The 23,373-nt window shown below is 70.2% G+C and carries 21 protein-coding genes and 1 pseudogene; 11 read left to right on the forward strand and 11 right to left on the reverse strand.

Translation table 11 applies throughout. The features are described from left to right. Positions 1–49 precede the first annotated feature (49 nt). Complete coding sequence (gene dctA / locus D9599_RS18495) at positions 50–1,372, forward strand: C4-dicarboxylate transporter DctA (protein ID WP_198382766.1); 1,323 nt, start codon at positions 50–52, stop codon at positions 1,370–1,372. Positions 1,373–1,706: 334 nt separating this feature from the next. Here dctA and D9599_RS18500 read toward each other — a convergent pair whose 3' ends face one another. From D9599_RS18500 to D9599_RS18520, 5 genes are all read right to left on the reverse strand, one after another. Then, on the reverse strand, positions 1,707–2,351 hold the full coding sequence (locus tag D9599_RS18500) for a trimeric intracellular cation channel family protein (protein WP_232480662.1): 645 nt from the start codon (positions 2,349–2,351) through the stop codon (positions 1,707–1,709). Positions 2,352–2,358: 7 nt separating this feature from the next. Next, the gene (locus tag D9599_RS18505) at positions 2,359–3,597 is read right to left on the reverse strand and encodes an MFS transporter (RefSeq protein ID WP_198382767.1); all 1,239 of its coding nucleotides are present in this window, start codon (positions 3,595–3,597) and stop codon (positions 2,359–2,361) included. A gap of 56 nt (positions 3,598–3,653) precedes the next feature. After that, positions 3,654–4,535 (reverse strand): LysR substrate-binding domain-containing protein, encoded by an 882-nt coding sequence (locus D9599_RS18510; protein WP_198382768.1) that lies wholly within the window; start codon positions 4,533–4,535, stop codon positions 3,654–3,656. A gap of 73 nt (positions 4,536–4,608) precedes the next feature. After that, positions 4,609–5,430, reverse strand: a complete 822-nt coding sequence (locus tag D9599_RS18515; protein ID WP_198382769.1) for a DUF2076 family protein — start codon at positions 5,428–5,430, stop codon at positions 4,609–4,611. Positions 5,431–5,512: 82 nt separating this feature from the next. Next, positions 5,513–5,956: a CoA-binding protein gene (locus D9599_RS18520; RefSeq protein ID WP_198382770.1), complete on the reverse strand. Its 444-nt coding sequence runs from the start codon at positions 5,954–5,956 to the stop codon at positions 5,513–5,515. Between the two features lie 132 nt (positions 5,957–6,088). Here D9599_RS18520 and D9599_RS18525 point away from each other — a divergent pair, with 132 nt between their 5' ends. Then, a complete protein-coding gene (locus D9599_RS18525) occupies positions 6,089–7,762 on the forward strand; it encodes a glycoside hydrolase (protein ID WP_198382771.1) in 1,674 nt (557 codons plus the stop codon). A 122-nt stretch (positions 7,763–7,884) separates the two neighbouring features. Then, positions 7,885–8,388 (forward strand): ferritin-like domain-containing protein, encoded by a 504-nt coding sequence (locus tag D9599_RS18530; RefSeq protein ID WP_198382772.1) that lies wholly within the window; start codon positions 7,885–7,887, stop codon positions 8,386–8,388. A gap of 87 nt (positions 8,389–8,475) precedes the next feature. On the opposite strand, the gene D9599_RS31445 is transcribed toward D9599_RS18530, so the two are convergent. Both D9599_RS31445 and D9599_RS31450 read right to left on the reverse strand, forming a co-directional pair. Then, complete coding sequence (locus D9599_RS31445) at positions 8,476–8,793, reverse strand: DUF167 family protein (RefSeq protein WP_309228654.1); 318 nt, start codon at positions 8,791–8,793, stop codon at positions 8,476–8,478. Further along, positions 8,790–9,173 carry a hypothetical protein gene (locus D9599_RS31450; protein ID WP_232480663.1) on the reverse strand — a complete coding sequence of 128 codons (384 nt, stop codon included), beginning with the start codon at positions 9,171–9,173 and terminating at the stop codon, positions 8,790–8,792. The genes D9599_RS31445 and D9599_RS31450 overlap by 4 nt, the downstream gene beginning before the upstream one ends. Before the next feature lie 131 nt (positions 9,174–9,304). Here D9599_RS31450 and D9599_RS18540 point away from each other — a divergent pair. The 5 genes and pseudogenes from D9599_RS18540 to D9599_RS18560 all read left to right on the forward strand — a co-directional run bounded on the left by D9599_RS18540 (position 9,305) and on the right by D9599_RS18560 (position 17,211). Continuing rightward, positions 9,305–10,146, forward strand: a pseudogene (locus tag D9599_RS18540) (S49 family peptidase). Positions 10,147–10,614: 468 nt separating this feature from the next. Next, complete coding sequence (locus D9599_RS18545; RefSeq protein ID WP_232480669.1) at positions 10,615–11,448, forward strand: glycine--tRNA ligase subunit alpha; 834 nt, start codon at positions 10,615–10,617, stop codon at positions 11,446–11,448. Beyond that, a complete protein-coding gene (gene glyS / locus D9599_RS18550) occupies positions 11,448–13,700 on the forward strand; it encodes a glycine--tRNA ligase subunit beta (protein WP_198382775.1) in 2,253 nt (750 codons plus the stop codon). The genes D9599_RS18545 and glyS overlap by 1 nt, the downstream gene beginning before the upstream one ends. Before the next feature lie 11 nt (positions 13,701–13,711). Further along, positions 13,712–16,396, forward strand: a complete 2,685-nt coding sequence (gene ppdK / locus D9599_RS18555; RefSeq protein ID WP_198382776.1) for a pyruvate, phosphate dikinase — start codon at positions 13,712–13,714, stop codon at positions 16,394–16,396. Positions 16,397–16,458: 62 nt separating this feature from the next. Continuing rightward, positions 16,459–17,211 carry a creatininase family protein gene (locus D9599_RS18560; RefSeq protein WP_198382777.1) on the forward strand — a complete coding sequence of 251 codons (753 nt, stop codon included), beginning with the start codon at positions 16,459–16,461 and terminating at the stop codon, positions 17,209–17,211. A gap of 297 nt (positions 17,212–17,508) precedes the next feature. On the opposite strand, the gene D9599_RS18565 is transcribed toward D9599_RS18560, so the two are convergent. The 4 genes from D9599_RS18565 to D9599_RS18580 all read right to left on the reverse strand — a co-directional run bounded on the left by D9599_RS18565 (position 17,509) and on the right by D9599_RS18580 (position 20,972). Continuing rightward, positions 17,509–18,339 (reverse strand): exodeoxyribonuclease III, encoded by an 831-nt coding sequence (locus D9599_RS18565; RefSeq protein WP_198382778.1) that lies wholly within the window; start codon positions 18,337–18,339, stop codon positions 17,509–17,511. Then, positions 18,339–19,022 (reverse strand): fumarylacetoacetate hydrolase family protein, encoded by a 684-nt coding sequence (locus tag D9599_RS18570; RefSeq protein WP_198382779.1) that lies wholly within the window; start codon positions 19,020–19,022, stop codon positions 18,339–18,341. Before D9599_RS18570 ends, D9599_RS18565 begins: the two co-directional genes overlap by 1 nt. A 329-nt stretch (positions 19,023–19,351) precedes the next feature. Beyond that, entirely contained in the window at positions 19,352–20,158 is an 807-nt protein-coding gene (locus D9599_RS18575) for a gamma-glutamyl-gamma-aminobutyrate hydrolase family protein (protein WP_198382780.1), read from the reverse strand. 175 nt (positions 20,159–20,333) lie between these two features. Next, the gene (locus D9599_RS18580) at positions 20,334–20,972 is read right to left on the reverse strand and encodes an outer membrane lipoprotein carrier protein LolA (RefSeq protein ID WP_198382781.1); all 639 of its coding nucleotides are present in this window, start codon (positions 20,970–20,972) and stop codon (positions 20,334–20,336) included. 141 nt (positions 20,973–21,113) lie between these two features. Here D9599_RS18580 and D9599_RS18585 point away from each other — a divergent pair, with 141 nt between their 5' ends. From D9599_RS18585 to coxB, 3 genes are all read left to right on the forward strand, one after another. Further along, complete coding sequence (locus tag D9599_RS18585) at positions 21,114–21,767, forward strand: hypothetical protein (RefSeq protein ID WP_198382782.1); 654 nt, start codon at positions 21,114–21,116, stop codon at positions 21,765–21,767. 88 nt (positions 21,768–21,855) lie between these two features. Further along, complete coding sequence (locus D9599_RS18590; protein WP_198382783.1) at positions 21,856–22,194, forward strand: metalloregulator ArsR/SmtB family transcription factor; 339 nt, start codon at positions 21,856–21,858, stop codon at positions 22,192–22,194. 250 nt (positions 22,195–22,444) lie between these two features. Then, complete coding sequence (coxB, locus tag D9599_RS18595; protein ID WP_198382784.1) at positions 22,445–23,350, forward strand: cytochrome c oxidase subunit II; 906 nt, start codon at positions 22,445–22,447, stop codon at positions 23,348–23,350. The last annotated feature ends 23 nt before the right edge of the window (positions 23,351–23,373 follow it).

Genomic DNA, 23,373 nt, shown 5'->3' on the forward strand with positions numbered 1-23,373 from the left:
CGAAACTCAGGGCCGACGCGCAGGGCCCCTGCTGCCCGGGAGGAGCCCCATGATCCGACGCGCCCTATCCCTGCTCTACGTGCAGGTCCTTATCGCTATCGTGCTCGGCGTCGCCGTGGGCGTCATCTGGCCGCAGACGGGCGCGGCGATGCGCCCGCTGGGCGATGGCTTCGTCAAGCTCATCCGCATGATCATTGCCCCGGTGGTCTTCTGCACCATCGTCCACGGCATCGCCTCCGTGCGGGACGCGCGCAGTGTCGGGCGCGTGGGCTTGCGCGCGCTCCTCTACTTCGAGGTCGTCTCCACCTTCGCCCTCTTCATCGGGCTGGCCGTCGCGAAGATCTTCCGCACGGGCGAGGGCTTCAACATCGACCCCAGCCAGATGAACGCGACGGCCATCCAGGGCTTCGCCCAGCGCGCCGCCAACGACAGCGTCGCTGCCCACCTGATGGCGATCATCCCCGACACCTTCGTCAGCGCCTTCGCCAACGGCGACCTTCTCCAGGTGCTGCTGCTCGCCGTGCTCACGGGCTTCGCGATCAATGCCCTGCCCGAGCGCCTGCGCGAGCCGATCTCGCACGCGGTGGACTCCCTCAGCGCGATCTTCTTCGGTATCGTCAACATCGTCGTGAAGGCCGCCCCGGTCGGCGCCTTCGGCGCCATGGCCTTCACCATCGGCGCCTACGGCTTCGGCTCCCTCGCACGCCTGGCCGAGCTGGTGGCCACCTTCTACCTGACGGCGCTGTTCTTCGTGATCGTGGTGCTGGGCCTCATCGCCCGCTTCTGCGGCTTCTCGATTTTCCGCTTCATCGCCTACATCAAGGAGGAGCTGCTGATCGTCCTCGGCACCTCTTCCAGCGAGAGCGTGCTGGCGCAGATCATGCGCAAGATGGAGGCGCTCGGCGCCTCGCCGAAGGTCGTCGGCATCACCGTGCCGCTTGGCTACTCCTTCAATCTCGACGGCACGAACATCTACATGACGTTGGCGACGATGTTCCTCGCCTACGCTACCAACACGCATCTCACCTTCGGGCAGGAGATGACGATCCTGCTGGTGGCGATGCTGACCTCCAAGGGCGCCTCCGGCGTCACGGGTGCTGGCTTCATCACCCTCGCCGCCACGCTCTCGGTCATCCCGGACATCCCCATCGCGGCGCTTGCGGTGCTCATCGGCATCGACAAGTTCATGAGCGAGGTTCGCGCGCTGACCAACCTTGTGGGCAACGGCGTCGCCTGTCTCGCCATCTCCCGCTGGGAGGGCGAGCTGGACCCGGTGAAGCTGCGCAACGCCATGGGCAGCCAGCCGATCGCCGGCGCGGGGCCGCAGCCAGTGCCGGTGGGGCCGCTTCCGGTGGCGAAGAGCGGGGACTGACACCGCCCTTGTGGAAGGTCTTGATCCGGCAGCACGAGTAATTCCAGAGAGGGCTCCGCCCTCTCCGGACCTCGCCCGCTAAGGACCTGAGGCCCTTGGATCCCCATCTGGCTGTCGCGGATGCGACGACTGAGTGCCGACTTTCTCTCGGTACCTTTCCTGTTCAGGTGATTGCCTCGGGTCCATGACTCAAGGCGCACCAGACGCTGAGTGCCTCCAGCTTGCAGAAAAAGATGATGGTGAGGGGAGTGGGGAGAGGAAGAATGCCTTCTTCCTCTCCCCGAGGTCACCAGAGGCGTCAGGCCAGGACCGCCAACCGGCCCCGGCCAAGCTCTCAGGGTTCCTCGCCCCGTTCCGCCGCTGCCCCGCCATAGGCCGGCAGCGACCACCCGCCGCCAAGTGCCGCAGCACGGATGAGGAAGGCCAGCGTCGCGCCGGTGGCGATCGCAACCGTCCGCCCCGCGCCCATCGCCTCCAGTGCCACGAAGCCGCCCGCGCCGAGGGCGGCCGCCGTCGCGTAGATCTCGCGCCGGAGGATGAGCGGGATCTCTCCGCAAATCACGTCTCGGATCAGCCCGCCGAAGCTGGCCGTCATCACGCCCATCAGCACGGCGACCCAGGGCGCAGCCCCCGCCCGCAGCGCCACCTCCGCGCCGAGCACCGCGAAGACTGCCATCCCCGCCGCATCGGCCCAGAGGAGCAGCGCCACCCGCCGCTGGAGGGCGGGCGCCACGAAGAACACGGCAAGGGCGAAGCAGGCCGCGAGGATCGCGAGGTCCGGCCGTCCCAGCCAGGCCACGGGCAGCCCGAGCAGCAGGTCCCGCAACGCCCCGCCCCCGAAGGCCGTGACGCCCGCGACGAGGAGAAAGCCCACGGGGTCCATCCGCTTGCGCGCCGCCGTCAGCGCGCCCGCGGTCGCGAAGGCGGCCGTGCCAACCCAGCCCAGCGCCTCGAGCGCGAGGTCGAAAGGTGCGGCCAAGCCGGTCCTACTCGGCGGGAAGAGGGGAGGGCGCCCGTGCGGCGCGGAGCGCGCCGCCCCGCGCCGTGCCCGCGCAGAACAGCGAGGCAATCAGCAGGGCCGCGACCGTCGGCATCACCAGCCAGGGCACGCCATTGTCCAGCATGAGGCCGAAGGGAACCGGCGTCAGCGCACTGCCGAGCGGCAGGCCCGAGGAGATGAAGCCGAAGACCTTGCCCATCTGCCCCGGCGGCGCGGCGTGCTTCACCATCACGTCCCGCGGGGTGCGCGAGGCGCCGAGCGCCCCGCCGGCCAGGAGCGCCACCAGGGGCAGCACCACGTCCGGCAGCGGCACCAGCCCGATCGCCAGGAAAAGGATGATGGAGAGCACCGTCAGGCCGGTCACGAAGGTGAAGTGGCTCGTGTAGCGGTCCGCGTACCACCCGCCGACGAGCACCCCGCCCGTGGCGCCTACCACGTAGCCCGTGAGCGTGAGGGAGGAGACCGCCAGCGGCGTCGCCCAGAGCTTGTCCAGCAGGGCGACGAGGAAGGACTGCACGCCGACCCCCGCCATGGCGGAGAGAAGGAAGAAGGCGAAGAACATCAGCATGGTGCGCGAGAGCAGCACCTCCCGCCCGAGCGGCGCGCCCGCCTTCTTCACCCGCACTTGGTCCTGAAGGATGCGGGACTGCATGACGATGGCGCCCACCACGGGCACGCCGACCAGCCCGGCCACCAGCAGCGCCGGCCGCCAGCCGAGGCCCATGGTCTGCGTCATCAGCCCGATCGCGAGCGGGGCCGCCGCGAAGCCGAGATTGCCGGTCAGGGTGTGCATGGCGAAGGCCCGGCCGATCCGAGTCTCGCTGATGCTGCTGCCCAGGATGGCGTAGTCGGCCGGGTGGATCACCGAGTTGCCGATGCCGGACGCGATCGCCAGCGCCAGGATCACCCAGTAATTCGGTGCGAAAGCCATGGCCGCGATCGAGAGGGCCATGAGCAGTGTGCCGCCCACCAGGAAGGGCCGCGCCCCGTGCCGGTCCACAAGGAAGCCGATCGGTGTCTGCAACAGCCCCGTGATGGCGGCCATGAGCGCGACCGAGAGGCCCAGCACCGCGTAGGAGACGCCAAACTCCTCCCGCCAGATGGGGAAGAGCGGCGCGAGGCAGAGCATGTAGAAATGTGAGAGGAAGTGCCCGGTCCCGATGAGCCCGATGATCCGCCAGTCCCGGTTGGGCTGGGCGCGGGCGGGGGCAGCGGCGTCGGTCATCCCCCAAAGCTGCGCCCGCGCCCCGAGCTCCGTCAAATGCGCGATTCGCAGATCCGTCAGGCGGCGAGCGGCGCCGCCTGCGGCACGGTTTCGCGGATGGCCGCGACCAGCGGGCCGGCCAGCGGCGCGAGGCGCGCGAGGTCGCCGAAGACCGCCATTTCCGCCACCCCGAGCGGCGGCAGTCCCTCCAGCGGTGCCAGCCCCTCCGGCAGACCGGAGGCGCCGATGACCGTCGCGCCCAGCCCCGCCTGCGCCGCCGCGGCGACGCCGAGCAGGCTCGGGGAGGTATAGGTGATCTCGAAGCCCATCCCGGCGCGGGCGAGGGCGGCCAGGGCGCGGTCGCGGAACATGCAGCCCGCCGGCAGCATGGCCAGCGGCAGGGGCCTTTCCTCGGGCGGCGCCCAGCCGGGGGCGGCGGCCCAGATCACCGGCTCGGTCCAGAGGGGCGCGCCCTCGCTCTCCCCATCCCGCCGCTTGCCGAGCACGAGGTCCAGCGAGCCCGCCTCCATTGCCCGCCGCAGCTCGTGGGAGCGCCCGACCTCCACCTCCAGCCGGATGCCGGGATGGGAGCGGGACAAGCGGGCGAGCAGCGGGGCGAGATTGCGCGGCACGAAGTGGTCCGCCACCCCCAGCCGCAGGTGCCCCGTAACGGGGGGCGCGACGAGGCGCCGCACCGCCTCCTCGTTCAGGGCCAGCATCCGTCGGGCATAGGCGAGCAGCGTCTCGCCCTGGGGCGTCAGCGCCACGGCGCGGCTGGTTCGCTCCAGCACGCGCTTGCCGAGAAGCTCCTCCAGCCGCCGGATCTTGAGCGAGATGGCGGACTGGGTGAGGCCGAGGGCCGGAGCCGCCGCGGTGAAGCCGCCGCGCTCCGCCACCTGCACGAAGCAGCGGAGGAGATCGAGGTCGAGGTCGGGGACGCGGCCCCTGAGATCACTCATGGAACGCAGGCTGCCCCGCGCCCCATGAGCCGGTCAACGAAAGTCCGGCCGATCGATGAGCCGGGCTGATGGCTCAGACATCCTCGTCGAAGCCGCCGGCGTCATCGTAGCCAGCCGCATCGTCGTAGCCGCCACCGTTATCGACGCCGGAAGCATCGTTGTAGCTGGCCGCGTCGTTCCCCCAGCCGCCCTGGTCGGACACGGGGGAAGCGTCGTTCCCGGCCGAGCCCGGATCGGTCCAGGGCGAGGAAGAGGGCGTGCTCACCGCCTGCTCCCCGAAGCCACCAGCGCCACCGGCATCAGCGGTCGGCGTGGCCCCCGCAGCTGCCGTTGCCGCGTGCGCGCCGCCACCGGAGAACATGCCCATCATCATGTTGCCGAGCACCATGCCGCCCGCGACGCCGGCCGCGGTCGTCAGCGCCGTGCCGAGGAAGCCGCTGCCGCCGCCGCCCTGCTGCATCATGCCGGGGCTCATCGCGCCCATGGGCGGCTGGATCGGCTGCGGACGCGGAGTCATCGGCACCTGCTGGGGCCGGCCGCCGCCGAACATGCCGCCGAAGAGCCCGCCGCGGGACCCCTGCGCCTGGGCCTGGCGCTGCGTGTTCTCCAGCTGCCACTCCAGTTCCTGGATGCGGTTCTGCGCCTGCACCAGCGCCGCCTCCTGCACGAAAGCGGTCTGGGTGATGCGGTAACGCGCCTCCGGATAGCGGGTGAACAGGTCCGCGATCAGCCTATCAGCCTCCGGGTCCACCGGCGGCAGGTTCGGCGCCTGCTGGGTGTTCGGGACGCTGCGCGCCCCCCAGGGCCCGGCGGAGGTCGCGGCCGGCTGCGCGGCGGCAGCGCCTGAGACGCGCTCCACGTAGCCGGAGATAATGCGGCGCTCTTCCTCGGTCATGTCCCTCATGGCTCCTTGCGGCGGGCAGTTCCCGCGACGGGCGCGAGATGGCCCGGCGGGGGAAACCTTTCAAGATGTTAATCTAAGCCCCGGCGGGAATCCGGTTCGGCAGGCCGAGCGGCCCCCACTCGATGACCGGGCAGCGGTCCATGACGATCGTCACCCCCGCCGCCCGCGCCCGCTCTGCCGCCGCGTCGTCCCAGATGCCGAGCTGCAGCCAGACCGACTTCGCGCCCAGCCGGATCGCCTCGTCCACCACGGCGCCCGCATCCTCGCTGCGGCGGAAGACATCCACCATGTCGAGCGGCGCCGCGTCCTCGAGGGAGGCGACGGACTGCATCCCGTGCACGCTCCGCCCGCCGAGGGCTGGGTTCACGGGGATGGCGGTGTAGCCGCGCCCGAGCAGGAAGTTGAAAACGCCGTTCGAAGGCCGCCCAGGCTTGTCGGAAGCCCCGACCACCGCGATTCGCCGCGTCCTCAGCAAGAGGTCGCGCACTTGGTCGTTGCTCAGGCCGTCCCGTGCCATGCCGTGCCTCCTCATACCGGCAGGGGCAGTTGGGGCGGCGGGAGCACGGTTCCAATGGGCCGTTGCAATGCGGCAGCAATCCGGCGGCCTCTGCCTTCCGCGGGCCACGGGGCGCCGCTACACCGATGGCCCATGCCCAGCCCCCGTTCCCCGGCCGCCGCCTCCGTCCGCGCGCCCGTCTCGCGCTCGGTCCCCGCCCTCGCGGCCGCGCTGGCCTTGGCCGCGCTGGCGACGATCCTTCTCTGGTGGTTTCCCAACCGCCAGCAGGCCGCCGACGTGCCGATGCAGTCGGCGCGCTTCAACAGCGTCTCCTTCGCCCCCTTCCGCGACGGCCAGAGCCCCCTGCGCGACATCTTCCCCACCGCCGCCCAGGTGGAGGAGGACATCGCCCTCATCGCCCCGCGCGTGCGCGCCATCCGCAGCTACGCGAGCATCGAGGGCAGCTACGAGGTGGCCGAGATCGCGGGGCGACACGGGCTGAAGATGTGGAAGGGGGCCTGGCTCGGCCGCGACCTCCGCCAGAACGACCGGGAGATCGCGGCGCTGATCGCGACGGCCAACCGCCACCCCGATGTCGTCGAGCGCGTGGTCGTCGGCAACGAGGTGCTGCTGCGCCGCGACCTGCCGGTGGAGGAACTGGCCCGCCAGCTCGACCGCGTGAAGGCCGCCGTGCGCCAGCCCGTCACCTACGCCGATGTCTGGGAATTCTGGGCCCAGTTCCCCGAACTCGCTGAGCACGTGGACATCATCACCATCCACATCCTGCCGTACTGGGAGGACGAGCCGCTGGGCGTGGACCGCGCCATGGCCCACACGCGCGACGTCTATCGCCGGATGAAGGCGATGTTCCCGAACAAGCCCATCGCCATCGGCGAGATCGGCTGGCCGAGCGCCGGCCGCTGGCGGGAGGCCGCCGTGCCCTCCCGCGTGGAGCAGGCCGTCTTCATGCGCCGCTTCATCCAGCTCTCCCAGGAGGAGGGCTTCGACTACAACTTCATCGAGGCCTTCGACCAGGTCTGGAAATACCGCAACGAGGGCACCGTCGGCGCCGCCTGGGGCCTCTGGACCGCCGACCGGCAGCCGAAATTCGATCTCTCGGGCCCGGTGCGGGAGAACCCCTGGTGGGCCTGGTACGCCGCCGCCGCGCTGGCGCTATCGGGCGTGATGTTCGCCGCTACCGCCCGCCTCTGGCCCCGCGCCCCGGGCTGGCCGCTCGCGCTCCTGGCCGCCGCCCTCGGCAACGCCCTCGCCTACGCCTTCTGCGGCGGCTGGCCCTATGCCTTCGACGAGCACCTAAAGCTCGCGGCTATCGTGAACCTCCTCGGGCAGTCGCTCCTCGCGGTGCTGCTGCTCCGCCGCGCCGGTGCCCGCCTCTCGGGCGACCCGGTGGAGCCCGTCCGCAACGGTGCCCAGGCGAGCGCCAATATCCGCGCCCTCTTCCGCGGCCGGATGTGGTTCCGTGACTGGCGGGCCTTCGCGTTCGAGGACTTGCTCTTCCTCTTCACCTTCACCGCGGCCCTGCTGCAGTTGATGTTGCTCTTCGACCCGCGCTACCGGGACTTCCCCTTCCCGACCTTCGCGGTGCCACTCGTCGCCATCATCGCCCGCGCCCTGCTGCGCGACCTGCCGCGCCGGGGCGGCGGCTGGGCGGAATGGCTGGCGGGCGGCACGCTGCTGGCCTGCGCCATCGCAAGCGCCGTGATGGAGGGCTCGCACAACCTCCAGGCCCTGGGGTGGAGTGCCTGCGCGATCGGTCTGGCCATACCGCCCCTGCTGCGGGTCGGCCCCGTCGCGCGGGCGGACTGAAGGGGAGGGGAGCTGGGGGAGGGGCGGCGCAACGGACTCCCAGTGCGGGGCGTTCTGGTCCCAGTCGCCGGGCGGGCGGCCTCCTCGGACCACCCCCGAAACCAGCCAGAAAGGCGATCCCCATGGGCCTCTTTTCAAAGCCGATCAAAACCCTGGACGACCTCTTCGTCCACACCCTTCAGGACATCTACTACGCCGAGAATCGTATCACGAAGGCGCTGCCGAAGATGATCGACAAGGCGACAGACCCGCAGCTCCGCCAGGGCTTCGAGCTGCACCTGCAGGAGACGCGGAACCAGATCGTCCGCTTGGAGAAGGTCTTCCAGATGCACGGACAGCCCGTGAAGGGCGTCACCTGCGCCGCCATGGACGGCATCCTCGAGGAAGCCGAGGAGATCATGGGCGACGTGGCCGACAAGGAGGTGCTCGACGCCGCCATGCTCGCCGCCGCTCAGGCGGTGGAGCACTACGAGATCACCCGCTACGGCACGCTCGTCGCCTTCGCCCGCCAGCTCGGCCGCGCCGACTGCGCCGCGGTGCTCGAGGAGAACCTTGAGGAGGAGAAGGCGACGGACAAGAAATTGACCGCCATCGCCGAGAGCAAGGTCAACCGGATGGCCGCCTGAGCGTTCAGGGATTCGCCTAGGATCCACCAGGGCGGGAGGCCGGCCGGAAGTCCATCTCGGACCGAAGGCCGGCTTTTCCTCGCAAGCCTAGAGAAGTGTGGCGAGGCGCGACGCGAGCGCCGCTGCGTCGCCTTCTATGCGCAGGATCTTCTCCCGAGACGACGCGCCCTGCGCCACCGAAACGCGCGACGGCGCCACCGCAAGCGCCTCCGCGACCAGGGCGCAGACGGCGCGATTCGCCCGCCCGTCCTCCGGCGCCTCGCTTACCGCGACCTTCAGGCGCGGGCCGTCCACCCCTTGGGCGACTCCGCCCAGCCCGGCCCGCCTCGCGCGCGGCTGCGCCTTCACGCAAAGCTCGATCCCGCCCTCCAGCGCGCGCCAGGGCTGGGCGCGCGGCGTGGTCACGCCCGCCGGGCGGTGCCCTGCGCCCGCGCATTCGCCTCCACCCAGGCCCAGGCGCCGAGCGCGGCTCCGATCATCCCCCAGGTGGCATTGAAGTTCAGCACCGCGATCACGCCCAGTGCCACGGCCGCGGCGCGCACCGCCAGCGGCGCTCCGAGGAAGGCCCAGAAGCCCAGCAGCATCGCCCCCGCGCCCCAGAGCTGCCAGTGCTGCAGCCACAGCAGCGCCGCCCGCGGTCGGCAGGCGAAGGGCGCCTGGGAAAGGTCGAGGCAGATCGCCCCCCAGGCCCGCGGTTCCACGTAGACGTGGCGATAGGCGGTCATCAGCCCGATGGCGGCGGCCACGCCAAGGAGCGCCAGAAGATCGCGTCGGGCAAAGGTCATGGGACGGGAATCGCGCAGTGCGGCGTGCGGTGCAAGCGGCATCATTGGGGCGATGCCGCCACGATCCGGTACGGTTTCGGAGGCAGCCCGGCAACCTTGAACCCTGTGTCGGGCACGCGACCTGTGAGGCCATGAAGTTCCCCCTCCTCGACCGCACCCCCCGCGTGGCCGTTATCCGGCTGCAGGGCGTCATCGCCCCCCGCGCCAACGGCTTCGCCGGCCCCACCCTCTCTGCCGCCGCCCTCGATCCGGTGCTGGAGCGCGCCTTCGCACTGAAGCGCCTCGCGGGTGTCGTGCTCGCCATCAACTCCCCCGGCGGCTCCCCCGCCCAGTCCTCGCTCATCGCCGCGCGTATCCGGCAACTGGCGGGGAGAAGGGCGTGCCCGTGATCGCCTGCGTCGAGGACGCGGCGGCCTCCGGCGGCTATTGGCTTGCCTGTGCGGCGGACGAGATCGTGGCGGACCCCACCTCCATCATCGGCTCCATCGGCGTCATCTCCTCCGGCTTCGGCTTCGAGGAGGCGATCGCGCGCCTGGGCATCGAGCGCCGGCTGGTCACGGCGGGGGAGGACAAGTCCTTCCTCGACCCCTTCCGCCCCACCGACCCCGCTCAGCAGGAACGCCTCCGCGACCTCATGGCCGGCCTGCACCGCGAGTTCATCGACTGGGTCGAGTCCCGCCGCGGTCCCCGCCTGAAGCGAGACGGCGAGCCCTTGTTCAGCGGCCGCTTCTGGACCGGCCGCCGCGCCCTGGAACTCGGCCTGGTGGACCGCCTCGGCGACCTTCGCGGGGAGGTGGAGCGCCGCTTCGGCAAGGAGGCCAAAATCATCCCCCTCGGCGCCCGCCGCCCGCGCCTGCCCTGGCGTCTGCTCTCGGGCGCGGCGCCCGGCACGGGCTGGACACCGGAAGCCGTGGCCGAAGGGGCGCTCTCGGCCATTGAGGCGCGTGGGGCTTGGAATCGGCTCGGGCTCTGAGCCCCTCTGAGGGGCTGACCCGGGGGATTCCAGGGACAGGGGGAAGGAACTCTTCCCCTTCCTGGACCCCTCTCCATCATCTTTTTCTACCTGTTTGAAGCGTCTCTGCGGCCGGTGTGCCTCGGGTCATGGACCCGAGGTGACTGCACGCGCAGGAGGAGTGCCAAGAAAGAACCAGCCCCCACTCACTGCATCTGCGCAAGCCAGACGGGGATCCAAGGGCCTCAGTCCCCTGGCGGGGTCCGAGGCACTGCCTCGGACGTCCGGAGAGGGCCGAGCCCCTCTGGAGCCGCGGGCCCAGAACTGAGCGGGAAGGCGCCGTGGTCGCCCTATCGTGCGCCCGGGGCTTCCTTGCCGGGCGCGGGGAGCCGCCCCTATACCGGCCGCGCCATGACCAGCCCCATCCTCGCCGCGGGCGAGACCCGGACCAGCGCCCCAGGCGATGCCCGGCCGCTTCCTTTCCAGGACATGATCCTGGCGCTGCATGCCTTCTGGTCCCGCCAGGGCTGCGCCATCCTGCAGCCCTATGACATGGAGATGGGGGCGGGCACCTTCCATCCGGCCACCACGCTGCGCGCCCTGGGGCCGAAGCCCTGGCGCGCCGCTTATGTGCAGCCGAGCCGCCGCCCCTCGGACGGGCGCTACGGCAACAATCCCAACCGGCTCGGTGCCTATTACCAGTACCAGGTGATCATGAAGCCGAGCCCGCCCGATCCGCAGTCCCTGCTGATCGAGAGCTACCGCGCCATCGGCATCGACCCGATGCTGCACGACATCCGTTTCGTGGAGGACGACTGGGAGAGCCCGACGCTCGGCGCTTGGGGCCTGGGCTGGGAGGTCTGGTGCGACGGGATGGAGGTGACGCAGTTCACCTATTTCCAGCAGGTCGGCGGCATCTCCTGCGCCGTGCCCTCCTGCGAGCTGACCTACGGGCTGGAGCGCCTGGCGATGTACATCCAGGGCGTCGAGAACGTGTACGACCTCGCCTTCAACTCGGCCGGCCTCACCTATGGCGACGTGTTCCTGCGGAACGAGCGTGAATTCTCCGCCTATTCCTTCGAGCACGCCAACGTGCCCGTGCTGTTCCGCCACTTCGCGGAGGCGGAGGAGGAGTGCAACGCCCTCTGCGACGCCGGGCTGCCGCTGCCGGGCTATGACCAGTGCATCAAGGCGAGCCACAGCTTCAACCTGCTGGATGCCCGCGGCGCCATCAGCGTGACGGAGCGCGCCGCCTATATCGGCCGCGTGCGCGCGCTGGCGAAGCGCTGCTGCGAAGGCTGGCTGGCGGGGGAGGCCGCCTGATGGCCGAGCTCCTGCTCGAACTCCTCTCCGAGGAGATCCCGGCCCGCATGCAGGCGCGCGCGGCTGAGGACCTCGCACGGCTGCTGGCCGAGGCGCTGAAGCCCGCCGGGCTGGCACTGGAGGCCCCGCGTACCATGCACGGCCCGCGCCGCATCGCGCTCGTCGCGGGGTTGCCCGCCGCGACGCCGGCCAGCGAGCGCGAGGAGAAGGGCCCCCGCCTCGGTGCCCCAGAGGCCGCGCTTGGCGGCTTCGCCCGCAAGCACGCGCTGCCCGAAGCTGCCATTGCCGCCATGCGCGCGGCGACCGGAGCAGCGGATGCGCCAGTCTATGAGGCGGAGGGGCTGACCATCCTCGCCCGCCCCGAGAAGTCCGGCGCCTCCTTCCTTCTTCGCCTGCAAAACCCCGCGCGCGCGAGCGCCGAGGTGCTGGCCGAGGCCGTCCCCGCCCTCATCCGCCGCTTTCCCTGGCCGAAGTCGATGCGCTGGGGCACCTCGGACCTCATCTGGGTCCGCCCCCTCCAGCGCATCCTCTGCGTGCTCGACGGCGCCGTGGTGCCTCTGTCGCTCGCCGAGGGCGACGATGCCGCGCACGGCCTGCGCTCGGCGAATCTGACCGAAGGCCACCGCATCCAGTCTCCCGGCGCCTTCCCCGTCGCCTCCGCCGCGGAATACGAGGCGGGCTTGCGGGAGCGTTCCGTCATTCCCGACGCTGCCGAGCGCGAGCGGATGATCGAGTCGGGCATCGCCGCCCTGGCCGAGGCCGAGGGGCTGGAGGTGGTGCCCGACCGCGGGTTGCTGGCCGAGGTCGCCGGGCTGGTCGAGTGGCCCGTCCCCCTGCTCGGCCGCATCGACGACGCCTTCATGGACCTGCCGCCCGAGCTGATGCGGACGACCATGCGGGTGAACCAGCGCTACTTCGCCCTTCGTCATAAAGAGGGGGACCACAAGGACGGCCGCCCCGCCGCCCGCTTCGCCCTTGTCGCCAATATCGCGGCGCATGACGGTGGCGCGGCCATCGTCGGCGGCAACGAGCGGGTGCTGCGCGCCCGCCTCTCCGACGCGCGCTTCTTCTGGGACCTCGACCTCAAGCAGCCGCTCGAGTCCTTCCTGCCGAAGCTCGACGCCGCCGTCTTCCACGCGAAGCTCGGCACCCAGGGCGACCGGGTGCGGCGGCTGGAGCGGCTGGCGCGGCATATCGCACCCATGGTCGGCGCCGAGCCCGATCTCGCCGCTCGCGCCGCCCGCCTGGCCAAGGCCGACCTCGCCTCGGGCATGGTCGGCGAGTTCCCGGAGCTGCAGGGGGTAATGGGCCGCTACTACGCGCTGCACGCCGGGGAGGACCCGCGCGTGGCCGAGGCGATCGGCGCGCATTACCGGCCGCTGGGGCCGGGGGACGCCGTGCCGTCAGAGCCGGTGGCGGTGGCCGCCGCGCTGGCCGACAAGCTCGACCAGCTCGCCGGCTTCTTCGCGGCCGACGAGCGCCCAACCGGCTCTGGCGACCCCTACGCGCTGCGCCGGGCCGCGCTCGGCGTGATCCGCATCGTCCGCGAGAACCGGCTGCGCCTGCCGCTGGCCAATGCGGTGGCGGAGGCCTTCTTCGGCTACCCCATGGCCCAGGGCAGCACTGCGACGCCGGAGTTCGGCATGGCGGTGGCGGCGGAGCGTATGAACGCCGGCTGGAAGCCGCCCGCCGATTCGCCGCACCCGCCCATGGTGGCGGCCTTCGCGCAGGGCGTGGTGGAGTTCCTCGCCGAGCGCCTGCGCGTGCAGATGCGGGCCGAGGGGCTGCGTCACGACCTCGTGGCCGCCGCCTTCGGCACCTCGGGCGATGACGATCTGAACCGGCTGCTCGCCCGTGCGGACACGCTGCGCGACTTCCTCTCCACGCCCGAGGGAATGGACCTCCTGGCCGCCTATCGCCGGGCGGCGAACATCCTGCGCATCGAGGAGAAGAAGGACGGACGGAGCTACGCCGCCGCCATCATCCCCGACCTCCTCCGCGCGCCCGAGGAGATCGCCCTCGCCGCCGCGCTTGAGGCCGCGCGGCCAGCAGTGGGCGCCGCGCTCGGGCGCGAGGATTTCGAGGGCGCGATGGCAGCCCTCGCACCTTTGCGCGCCCCGGTGGATGCCTTTTTTGATCGGGTAACCGTTAACGACCCGGATAGGGCTCTGCGCGAGAACCGGCTAGGATTGCTGGCGCTGCTGCGCGGGGCCATGGACGAGCTCGCCGACATCGCGCGCATCGAGGCTTGAAGGAACAGGTCATGACAAGCTGGGTCTACGGCTTCGGAGCCGGCCGGAACGACGGCCGCGCGGACATGCGGAACCTGCTGGGCGGCAAGGGCGCCAACCTGGCCGAGATGGCCTCGATCGGCCTTCCCGTGCCCCCTGGCTTCACCATCACGACCGAGGTCTGCACCTACTTCACCACCAACGGTCAGACCTATCCCGCCGACCTCGCCGGGCAGGTGAAGGAGGCCCTGGCGCGGGTCGAGACCGCGGTCGGCGCACGATTCGGCGACGCGACCAATCCGCTGCTCGTCTCCGTCCGCTCGGGCGCCCGCGTCTCCATGCCCGGCATGATGGACACGGTGCTCAACCTCGGCCTGAACGACGAGACGGTGCGCGGCCTGGCCGCCGCCTCGGGCGATGACCGCTTCGCCTGGGACAGTTACCGCCGCTTTATCCAGATGTACGGCTCCGTGGTGCTGGGCGTGGACCACCACCGCTTCGAGGAGATCATCGAGGAGGTGAAGCTCGCCCGCGGCGTCCACGAGGACACGCAGCTCTCCCCCGAGGACTGGCAGCGCGTGGCCGGCGAGTACAAGGCCATGGTCCGCGAGGTCACCGGTGCCGACTTTCCGATGGACCCGAACGACCAGCTCTGGGGTGCGATCGGCGCGGTCTTTGGCTCCTGGATGAACCAGCGCGCCATCACCTATCGCCGCCTGCACGACATCCCCGCCACCTGGGGCACGGCCGTGAACGTCCAGGCGATGGTCTTCGGCAACATGGGCGACGACTGTGCGACCGGCGTCTGCTTCACCCGCGACCCCAGCACCGGCGAGAACGTCTTCTACGGCGAGTACCTCATCAACGCGCAGGGCGAGGACGTGGTGGCGGGCATCCGCACGCCTCAGCCAATGAGCGAGGCCCGCGCCAAGCCCGGCGAGCGCAGCATGGAGGCGGCCATGCCCGCCGCTTATGCCGAACTGGTGAGCGTGCGCGCGACGCTCGAGAAGCACTACGCGGACATGCAGGACATCGAGTTCACCGTTCAGCGCAACAAGCTCTACATGCTGCAGACCCGCAACGGGAAGCGCACCGCCGCGGCCAGCCTCAAGATCGCCGTGGACATGGCGAATGAGGGGCTGATCGACCAGGCGGAGGCCGTGCGCCGCGTGAACCCGGGCTCGCTCGACCAGCTCCTGCACCCGACGCTGGACCCGAACGCCAAACGCACGCTGCTGACCCGCGGCCTCCCGGCCTCCCCTGGTGCGGCCAGCGGCGTCGTCGTCTTCACGGCCGACGAGGCGGAGGCGCGCGCCGCCAAGGGCGAGAGCGTCATCCTCGTCCGCATCGAGACCTCGCCCGAGGACATCCACGGGATGCATGCGGCCCGCGGCATCCTCACCACCCGCGGCGGCATGACCAGCCACGCGGCGGTGGTGGCCCGCGGCATGGGCCGGCCCTGCGTGGCCGGCGCCGGCGGCGTGGTGGTGGACTACTCCTCTCAGATTCTTGCCGCCGGCGGCGTGCAGGTGCGGGCGGGCGAGACCATCACCCTCGACGGCGCGACCGGCGAGGTCTTCGCCGGCACCGTGGCCATGGTGGAGCCGAAGCTCTCGGGCGATTTCGAGACTCTGATGGGCTGGGCCGACAAGGTCCGGCGCCTGAAGGTGCGCGCCAACGCCGAGACCCCGCTCGACGCCGACACCGCCCGCAAGTTCGGTGCGGAGGGCATCGGCCTCTGCCGCACCGAGCACATGTTCTTCGACCCCGCGCGCATCTCCGCCGTGCGGCAGATGATCATGAGCGAGACCGAGGGCGGCCGCCGCGACGCCCTGGCCAAGCTGCTGCCCTTCCAGCGCGACGACTTCGTGGAGCTGTTCCGCATCATGGCCGGCCTGCCGGTCACGATCCGTCTTCTCGACCCCCCTCTGCACGAATTCCTCCCCCACAAGGAGGAGGAGCTGGCGGAGGTCGCGGCGAGCCTCGGCGCCGACCTCTCCACCATGAAGCGCCGGGCGGCTGACCTCTCGGAAGCGAACCCCATGCTGGGCCACCGCGGCTGCCGCCTGGCGATGACCTTCCCGGAGATCGCGGAGATGCAGGCCCGCGCCATCTTCGAGGCGGCGATCCTCGTCGCCAAGGAGGCTGGCGCGGCCCCGGTGCCCGAGATCATGGTCCCGCTGGTGGCCACCAAGCGCGAGCTGGAGATCAGCCACGAGCAGATCGACCGCATTGCCAAGGAGGTCTTCGCCGAGGCGGGCATGACGATCGAGTACTTCGTCGGCACCATGATCGAGCTGCCCCGCGCGGCCCTTCTGGCCGACAAGATCGCCGAAACCGCCGACTTCTTCTCCTTCGGCACCAACGACCTCACCCAGACCACCTTCGGCCTGTCGCGCGACGATGCCGGCAAGTTCCTGCCCTTCTACGTCGAGAAGGGCATCCTGCCGAAGGACCCCTTCGTCTCCATCGACGTGGACGGCGTGGGCGCCCTCGTGCAGATCGCGACGGATAAGGGGCGGGCGACTAAGCCGGGCCTCAAGCTCGGCATCTGCGGCGAGCACGGCGGCGACCCGGCTTCTATCCAGTTCTGCGAGACGGTTGGGCTCGATTACGTCTCCTGCTCGCCTTACCGCGTGCCGGTGGCGCGGCTGGCGGCGGCGCAGGCGGCGCTGGCCAATGCCTCGGCGCCGGTCATGGCTGACCGGACGGCCTGAGCGCATGATGGCCGCCCGGCCCCCATCCCGGGGCCGGGCGACATCCTGCGGGAAGGAACGCCATGCGGCAGGTCCGGCTGGAACACCTGAACACGAAGCTGTTCGAGGAGGGCGGTTTCACGGCCGCCATCATTCCCATCGGCGCCTGCGAGAGCCATGGGGACCACATGCCCTTCGGCACGGATGCGCTGACGGCCCACGCCCTGGCCATCCGCACGGCCGAGCAACTGCGCTCCACTTTCGTGCTGCCACCGCTGAATTTCGGCATGAGCGACCACTACCGGCACAAGCCGATCTGCATCTCGCTCTCCAGCGACACGCAGGTGCGGGTGCTGAAGGACATGATCCTGTCCCTCCATCACTGGGGCATTCACCGCGTCCTCATCCTCAACGGGCATGACGGCAACATCCCCTGCGCCGAGATCGCCGCGCGAGAGGTCAAAGTCGCTCATCCCGAGATGTCGCTCGCCGTTCTCGACTGGTGGGTGGTCGTCCCGCACATGCTGCCGAAGGACCTGTTCGAGGTTTGGAACGGCTGGGGCCATGCCGGGGAGGTCGAGACCTCGATCGGGCTGAGCCTGTTCCCCGACCTGATGCACATGGCCGAGGCCCGCGGCATGGTCCCGAAGGTGGACCCGCTGATGAAGGAAATCTGGACTTTTGACGAACTGACGCACCATGGCGCGACCGGCGCGCCCGCCCGCGCGACCAAGGAGAAGGGCGACCGGATCGCGGAGGCGGTGGTGACCTACCTCGTGAACTACATGACGCGTTTCGAGACCCAAGGGCTGCGCTACGATCCGACCGAGGCCTGACCAGGCTAGGGGCGGTACACTCGCTGAGCCTCCGCGCTTCTCGCTTTGACCTGGGGACAGGAAGGAGGAGTTTTTCCTCTCCGCAAACCTCTCACCATCATCCTCTTCTACTTTTTCGGGTAGTTCTACGACCGGTGCGCTCCGGGTCATGGATCTGAGGCGACGGCACGCCCGGGAGGGGCGCAGCCTAAGAAGCGGCCTCTACCACCGCGCCCGCGAAGCCAAACAGGGGGCCAGGGGCCTCAGACCCCTGGCGGGTGAGGTCTGGAGAGGGCAGGGCCCTCTCCAGGCCGGTTCCTAAACCGCAATCTCCACCAGCACCGGAACATGGTCACTCGTCTGGACCCAGTCCCGCGCATCCTTCAGCACCGCGTGGCGCTTCAGGCCCGGCGCCAGATCCTGGCTGACCCAGACATGGTCCAGCCGTCGCCCACGGTTCGCCGCGCGCCAGTCCTTCGCGCGGTAGGACCACCACGTGTAAAGCTTCTCCTCCGCCGGCACGAAGTGGCGGAGGGCGTCGTACCATTTGCCCGCCTCCTGCCAGCGGGTGATGGCTTCCACCTCGACGGGCGTGTGCGAGACGACGCCCGCCATCTGCTTGTGGCTCCAGACGTCGTGTTCCATCGGGGCGATGTTCAGGTCGCCAACGAGCACGGCGCGCCTGGCTTGCCCGCGCCCGGCGGTCCAGGCGGTCACCTCGGCCACGAAGTCCAGCTTATGGGCGAATTTCGGGTTCACGGCCGGGTCGGGCACGTCCCCGCCGGCGGGGACGTAGAAGTTGTGCACCTCGACCGGCCCGCCCGGCAGGTCCACGGAGACGCCGAGGTGGCGGCAATCGCCCTTGCCGCACCAGTCCTGCCCATCAGGAAGAACGGTCAGCGGGTGGCGCGAGAGGACGGCGACGCCGTTGTAGCCTTTCATCCCCGTGATGACGCGGTGCTCGTAGCCGAGGGCGGCCGCGGCCTCGTGGGGGAAGTGCTCGTCCGGCGTCTTCGTCTCCTGCAGGCAGAGGACGTCGGGGTCGAGCGCCTCCACAACGCCGGCAAGAAGCGGCGCGCGGAGGCGGACGGAGTTGATGTTCCAGGTGGCCACGCGAAGCGGCGCGGCCGCCGAGGAGAGTGCCGCCATCAGACGATGCGGGTCGTGACCGTTCCGACGCCTTCGATCACGCCCTCCAGCAGGTCGCCCCGCTGCACGGCGGCCACGTTCTCGGGCGTGCCGGTCATGATGAGGTCGCCGGGCTCGAGCTTCACGAGGCGGGAGAGGTTCGCGATCACCTCCGGCACGGCCCAGATCATCTTCGAGAGATCGGAGGTCTGGCGGACCTGGCCGTTCACCTTCAGCTCGATGAGTCCCTTGCCGGGATTGATGGAGCCGGCCGGCACCAGTTCGCCGAGCGGGGCGGAGTGGTCGAAGGCCTTGCCCATGTCCCAGGGGCGGCCGGTCTTCTTCGCGGCGTTCTGTAGGTCGCGGCGGGTCATGTCGAGACCGGCGCAGTAACCCCAGACATGGTTCAGCGCGTCCGCCTCGGCGATGTCGCTGCCGCTGACGCCGATGGCGACGACGAGCTCCATCTCGTGATGAAGGTCCTTCGTCTCGCTCGGGTAGGGCATGTCGGCGCCGTTGATGACGATCGAGTCAGCAGGCTTGGTGAAGTAGAAGGGCGGCTCGCGGTCGGGGTCGCTGCCCATCTCGCGCGCGTGCTCAGCATAATTGCGGCCGACGCAGAAGATGCGACGCACCGGAAAGAGGCCGCCGCCGCGCACGGGCAGGGCCGCGACGGCGGGTGGGGCGATGACGTAGTCGGCCATGGGCAGGGGGTCCGGTTCAGGGATCGCCCGAGGGTATAGGCCGGTCGAGGGGAGCCGAATAGCCGAGCCGGCCGCGTGAATGCCGGATCCCGCGCCGGAAAAAAGTGGCGCCCGGTAAGGGGGGTCACCGGGCGCCGTACGCTACTTTCCGATCGGATTACCTTATTGGTCGGGTGAGCCGGCAGGGGAGGCCAGCCACCACTGGCTCGTCACCAGCGACGCAACATTACCAATATCCACAGGTGGAATGCAAAGCGGACTCCCCCGGCTGCAATCACAGCAGCGTGAGCCCCTTAGTTTTCCCACAGAACATACAATCGAATTCGTAACTATTCCGCTGCCACAGACATCGGAAACTCGCTTTCGGCTCGACGCCGCTCCGCAAACTGGAGCGCGGCCTCGCCGAAACGATCAAAGATCCGGCGGGAGAGCTGGTCCCGTTCCCAGTCATATTCAGGATGCCACTGCACGCCCACCGCGAAGCCCGGCGCGCCCTCAATGCTCGCCGCCTCGATCGTGCCGTCGGCTGCCCAAGCCTCGGGGCGCAGCCGCGGCGCCGCCCGGGCCACGCCCTGATTGTGCAGGGAGTTCACCGGCACGGCCGCCGGATCGTAGGAGAGGCCTTCCCAGAGGTGAGCGAGGCCGCTTCCCGGTGCAACGCGCACGGGGTGGGCCTTGCCAGTCTTCACCCGCGCGAGCGTCTGGTCGCTCGGCGTGGAGTGGTCCATCCGGCCGTCGATGTCCTGGATCCGCTGGTCGAGGGAGCCGCCGAGGGCGACGTTCAGCTCCTGGAAGCCGCGGCAGATCGCGAGGAGCGGCACGCCCTCGGCCACCGCCGCGCGGATGAGGGGAAGGGTGGTTGCGTCCCGCGCTAGGTCCTCGGGCGTGCCCTCCGCATGGCAAGGGCCATCATAGTAGACCGGGCAGACGTTCGACCGGCTGCCCGTCAGCAACAGGCCGTCCAGCCGCGAGAGGAGTTCCCGCGAGACCTCCTCGCCTGCGGCGGGAAGCAGCACCGGCATCCCGCCGACTGGGCCTAGCACCACCCGGACATAGTGATCCGATGCAGCGTGGTTCGGCATCCCCGTGGGGCCGAAAGGCTTGATGCAACAGGAAATGCCAATCAGGGGCCTCATGCTGCCTATGTCGCAACGGCAGCATGTCAGTTTCAAGGCAGAAGCGACGCAAGTCCGGTCGATCTGGCCTGCGCGCCATGCCTGTGGCCCGCCGGCCGCACCGATTTAGCGGCATTGCCCCACCGGGCTTGCGCTACTCAGGGACCTCACGCGCGCCAGAAGCCCAAGGACACGACTAATTGTTGTCAACGGGGCCGGCCTGGAAACGCGGGTCATTGAAGTCGAAGACGGCCCGGTCCAGCCGCACGCCCGTTTCGATGGCGGAGAGGGTGACGCGGGTGGTGCGCCCCTGGCCATCCACCACCAGCCACTGCCGCAGTTCCATCGGGCTTTCCGCGAAGACGAGGGTGATGCGCCCCTCCGCCGGGTTCGCGGTGCGGTACACCGTCACCCGCAACAGCCCGCCCTCGCGCTGCACCCCCGCCACGGTCACATCGCCCGAAAGCACGATTCGCTCCCGCAGGAGGATGCCGAGCGGCGTGGAGCCGACGGGCACGATGGAGGGCTGCCGCAACTCCTTGTCGTAGTGCATGAACTGCCCGGCATTGGCGATCAGCAGCAGCGGCTCCGGCGGGTCGTAGTCAAAGCGCATGCGCCCGGGCCGCCAGATCAGCGCCGTTCCCTGGGCCGTCGCCCCGTTCTGGGCGATCTGGATGAAGCGGGCGCGCAGCGTGGTCAGGCCGTTGAGGTAGGCCTCCACGCGCTGGACATCCGCGCGGTCCCGCGCCGAGAGGGCCGCGCCCTGGGCAGTGGCCGGGCCCGCGGGTGGCAGCAAGGACAGAAGTGGGAGGGCGGCGAGGAGACGTCTGCGCATGCGGGTCAGATGGCGCGGGAAGGCGGTCGGGGGAAGGGCTGAGGGGAAGCGAGGGGATGAAACCCGGTTTGGAACCGAAATGCCCGGCCCGCGTTAAGCTAAATGTAAGACTGATCGGTCTTCACTCCCAGTATGGACACCATGGCCACCGCCCTCCACCGGTCCTCGATCCGCACCGACCTCCCCTGGGCCGCGGCCCAGCCCGGGAACGCGCGCCCGGCGGCACCGGGTGCGGGCCTGCCTGTCGCCGTCGTCTGCGTTTCGGTGGGGCCGCAGGATCTGCCGGGGCTGCGCTCGTTCCTCCTCTCGCTTGCCCACTCCCGCGCGGCGTGCGGCGTGCCGGTAGCCCGTGGCGCCCTGGCCGTCCTCATCCTCGCCTCGCCGGTGACGGAGGCTTTGGCGGCCGTGGGCGGGATGGTGGCCGACTATCCCTTCCCGCTGCGCGTCGAGGCGCCGGCTGATGCACCTGGCGCCGCTCGGCTGGCTGCCGAATGGGCGGCTGCCCTGGGTGCGCCGGACCTTCCCGTGCTGCTGGCCGACGCGGCCGCGCCGGTCGCCCCGCGCTGGGCCTATGAGACACTCTCTGCCCTGCGGGATGGCGCCGACATCGTCTCCGCCCGCAGCGGCTTCCTGGAGCGCCTGCTGTTTGGGCCCGGCCGGCCGGTTGCTCTATCCGGCAAGGCGCGCCGCGCGATGGAGGGTTATGCCGGGTCGCGCGCTGATGTTGGCTGGACCGGCCGCTTCTCCCCCTGGCGCCGCCCCCGGCATTCCGGGCTGCTCTCCGTCACCCACTAGGCGAACCGTTCCTGGCAGGGCGCAACGCGCCCTGGACAGAACGCCCGCGGCCCCCGAGACTCCGCGCCTGAAGGCGGCGAGGTGAGCAGTGCGGGGCAGGATCGGCGACGACCAGGTGGTGGAGCTGGCCGAGATGTTCCGGCTGATGAGCGATCCCACGCGGCTCAGTATCATCCTCGCCTGCCTGGATGCTCCTGCCGCGGTTGGGGAAATGGCGGAGCGCATCGGCATCTCCGGCAGCCTCGTCTCGCACCACCTGCGCCTGCTCCGCGCGGCGCGGCTGCTGCAGGCGGACCGGCGCGGCCGTCAGGTCTTCTATGCGGTGATGGACCAGCACGTGCGCTCCATGCTGACCGACATGGTGGACCACGTGACCGAGGACGGCGCCGAGGGGGAGTCCGAAGGCGAGGTCGCCTCGCCCGGCTGAGGCGCTTTCGCTGCGGGCTGCACCCCGTGGGATTAACATCATCCCACTCTTGGCGTGGGCCCTTCCCGAAGGGCGTTTCCGCCCAATCTTGTGCGGCGCGGCGCCGCGTGATTAGTGTCGCCGGAGAACCCTCCCGTGCGCGGGGGCGGTACAAGCCGGCGCGCTCTGCGCCGGGACGGGACAGTGAAGCGGCGCGTGGCCGCCGGGCGTGCGTGGCGCGGCCTGCGGAACACCGGATCAGGACGGCGGAATGCGGCGGATTTTCTCGAAGACCCGGGCCCTATCGACAGCCCTGGGCATGATGCTCCTGGCCGGGAGCGGCGCCTTCGCGCAGTCGCCCCCGGCGGGCCAGGCGCTCGGCGTTCCCGAACCCTGGGCTATGGGGTTGCAGCCGGCCTTCGGGCCGGTGAAGGCGGCGATTCACGACTTCAACGACCTCGTGCTCTACATCATCATCGGGATCACGATCTTCGTGGCCGCGCTGCTGGCCTGGGTGATCTTCCGCTATGCGGCGAAGCGGAACCCCCAGCCCTCCCGCACGAGCCACAACACCGTGCTCGAGATCGCCTGGACCGTCGTGCCGGTGCTGATCCTGCTCGTCATCGCCATCCCCTCCTTCCGCCTCATCTACTACGAGGACCGGGCCCGGGACGCGGACATGACCGTGAACGTGCAGGGCCGTCAGTGGTACTGGCATTACGAGTACCCGGATAACGGCAACTTCAACTTCGACAGCTACCCGATCGCCGAGGGTGACCTCCGCCCGGGCCAGCTGCGCAACTTGGCGGTGGACAACCCCCTGGTGGTGCCCGTGGGCGCGACAATCCGCGTGATCACCACCGGCCACGACGTGATCCACTCCTTCTTCGTGCCGAGCCTCGGTGTGCAGAAGTACACCATCCCCGGCCGTACGCTGGAGACCTGGTTCCGCGCCGACCGCGAGGGCACCTTCTACGGCCAGTGCAACCAGATCTGCGGCAACAACCACTGGTTCATGCCGATCGCCGTCCGTGCCGTGCCGCGGGCCGAGTTCGACGCCTGGGCGGCCGAGGCGAAGCAGAAGTTCGCCGAGGGCGCTGCCCCCGGCTGGCCTGAGCGCGACCGCGCCACTTCGGTCGCGGTGGCTGATACCCCCTCCGTGGAGGTCCGCCGGTAAGGCGGCCTGACAGGAAGAAGAGA

It is taken from the genome of Roseomonas sp. KE2513, assembly GCF_016107305.1.
Taxonomy (GTDB): domain Bacteria; phylum Pseudomonadota; class Alphaproteobacteria; order Acetobacterales; family Acetobacteraceae; genus Roseomonas.

What these genes read in the sequence shown, in the direction of transcription:
- D9599_RS18520 (WP_198382770.1), bottom strand. Translation starts at nt 5,956, where the DNA reads ATGGCACGGGACGGCCTGAGCAACGACCAAGTGCGCGACCTCTTGCTG.
- D9599_RS18565 (WP_198382778.1), bottom strand. Translation starts at nt 18,339, where the DNA reads ATGGCGGCACTCTCCTCGGCGGCCGCGCCGCTTCGCGTGGCCACCTGG.
- coxB (WP_198382784.1), top strand. Translation starts at nt 22,445, where the DNA reads ATGCGGCGGATTTTCTCGAAGACCCGGGCCCTATCGACAGCCCTGGGC.
- D9599_RS18585 (WP_198382782.1), top strand. Translation starts at nt 21,114, where the DNA reads ATGGCCACCGCCCTCCACCGGTCCTCGATCCGCACCGACCTCCCCTGG.
- D9599_RS31450 (WP_232480663.1), bottom strand. Translation starts at nt 9,173, where the DNA reads ATGACCTTTGCCCGACGCGATCTTCTGGCGCTCCTTGGCGTGGCCGCC.
- D9599_RS18510 (WP_198382768.1), bottom strand. Translation starts at nt 4,535, where the DNA reads ATGAGTGATCTCAGGGGCCGCGTCCCCGACCTCGACCTCGATCTCCTC.
- D9599_RS18515 (WP_198382769.1), bottom strand. Translation starts at nt 5,430, where the DNA reads ATGACCGAGGAAGAGCGCCGCATTATCTCCGGCTACGTGGAGCGCGTC.
- D9599_RS18570 (WP_198382779.1), bottom strand. Translation starts at nt 19,022, where the DNA reads ATGGCCGACTACGTCATCGCCCCACCCGCCGTCGCGGCCCTGCCCGTG.
- glyS (WP_198382775.1), top strand. Translation starts at nt 11,448, where the DNA reads ATGGCCGAGCTCCTGCTCGAACTCCTCTCCGAGGAGATCCCGGCCCGC.
- D9599_RS18580 (WP_198382781.1), bottom strand. Translation starts at nt 20,972, where the DNA reads ATGCGCAGACGTCTCCTCGCCGCCCTCCCACTTCTGTCCTTGCTGCCA.
- D9599_RS18575 (WP_198382780.1), bottom strand. Translation starts at nt 20,158, where the DNA reads ATGAGGCCCCTGATTGGCATTTCCTGTTGCATCAAGCCTTTCGGCCCC.
- D9599_RS18560 (WP_198382777.1), top strand. Translation starts at nt 16,459, where the DNA reads ATGCGGCAGGTCCGGCTGGAACACCTGAACACGAAGCTGTTCGAGGAG.
- D9599_RS18530 (WP_198382772.1), top strand. Translation starts at nt 7,885, where the DNA reads ATGGGCCTCTTTTCAAAGCCGATCAAAACCCTGGACGACCTCTTCGTC.
- ppdK (WP_198382776.1), top strand. Translation starts at nt 13,712, where the DNA reads ATGACAAGCTGGGTCTACGGCTTCGGAGCCGGCCGGAACGACGGCCGC.
- D9599_RS18525 (WP_198382771.1), top strand. Translation starts at nt 6,089, where the DNA reads ATGCCCAGCCCCCGTTCCCCGGCCGCCGCCTCCGTCCGCGCGCCCGTC.
- D9599_RS18505 (WP_198382767.1), bottom strand. Translation starts at nt 3,597, where the DNA reads ATGACCGACGCCGCTGCCCCCGCCCGCGCCCAGCCCAACCGGGACTGG.
- D9599_RS18545 (WP_232480669.1), top strand. Translation starts at nt 10,615, where the DNA reads ATGATCCTGGCGCTGCATGCCTTCTGGTCCCGCCAGGGCTGCGCCATC.
- dctA (WP_198382766.1), top strand. Translation starts at nt 50, where the DNA reads ATGATCCGACGCGCCCTATCCCTGCTCTACGTGCAGGTCCTTATCGCT.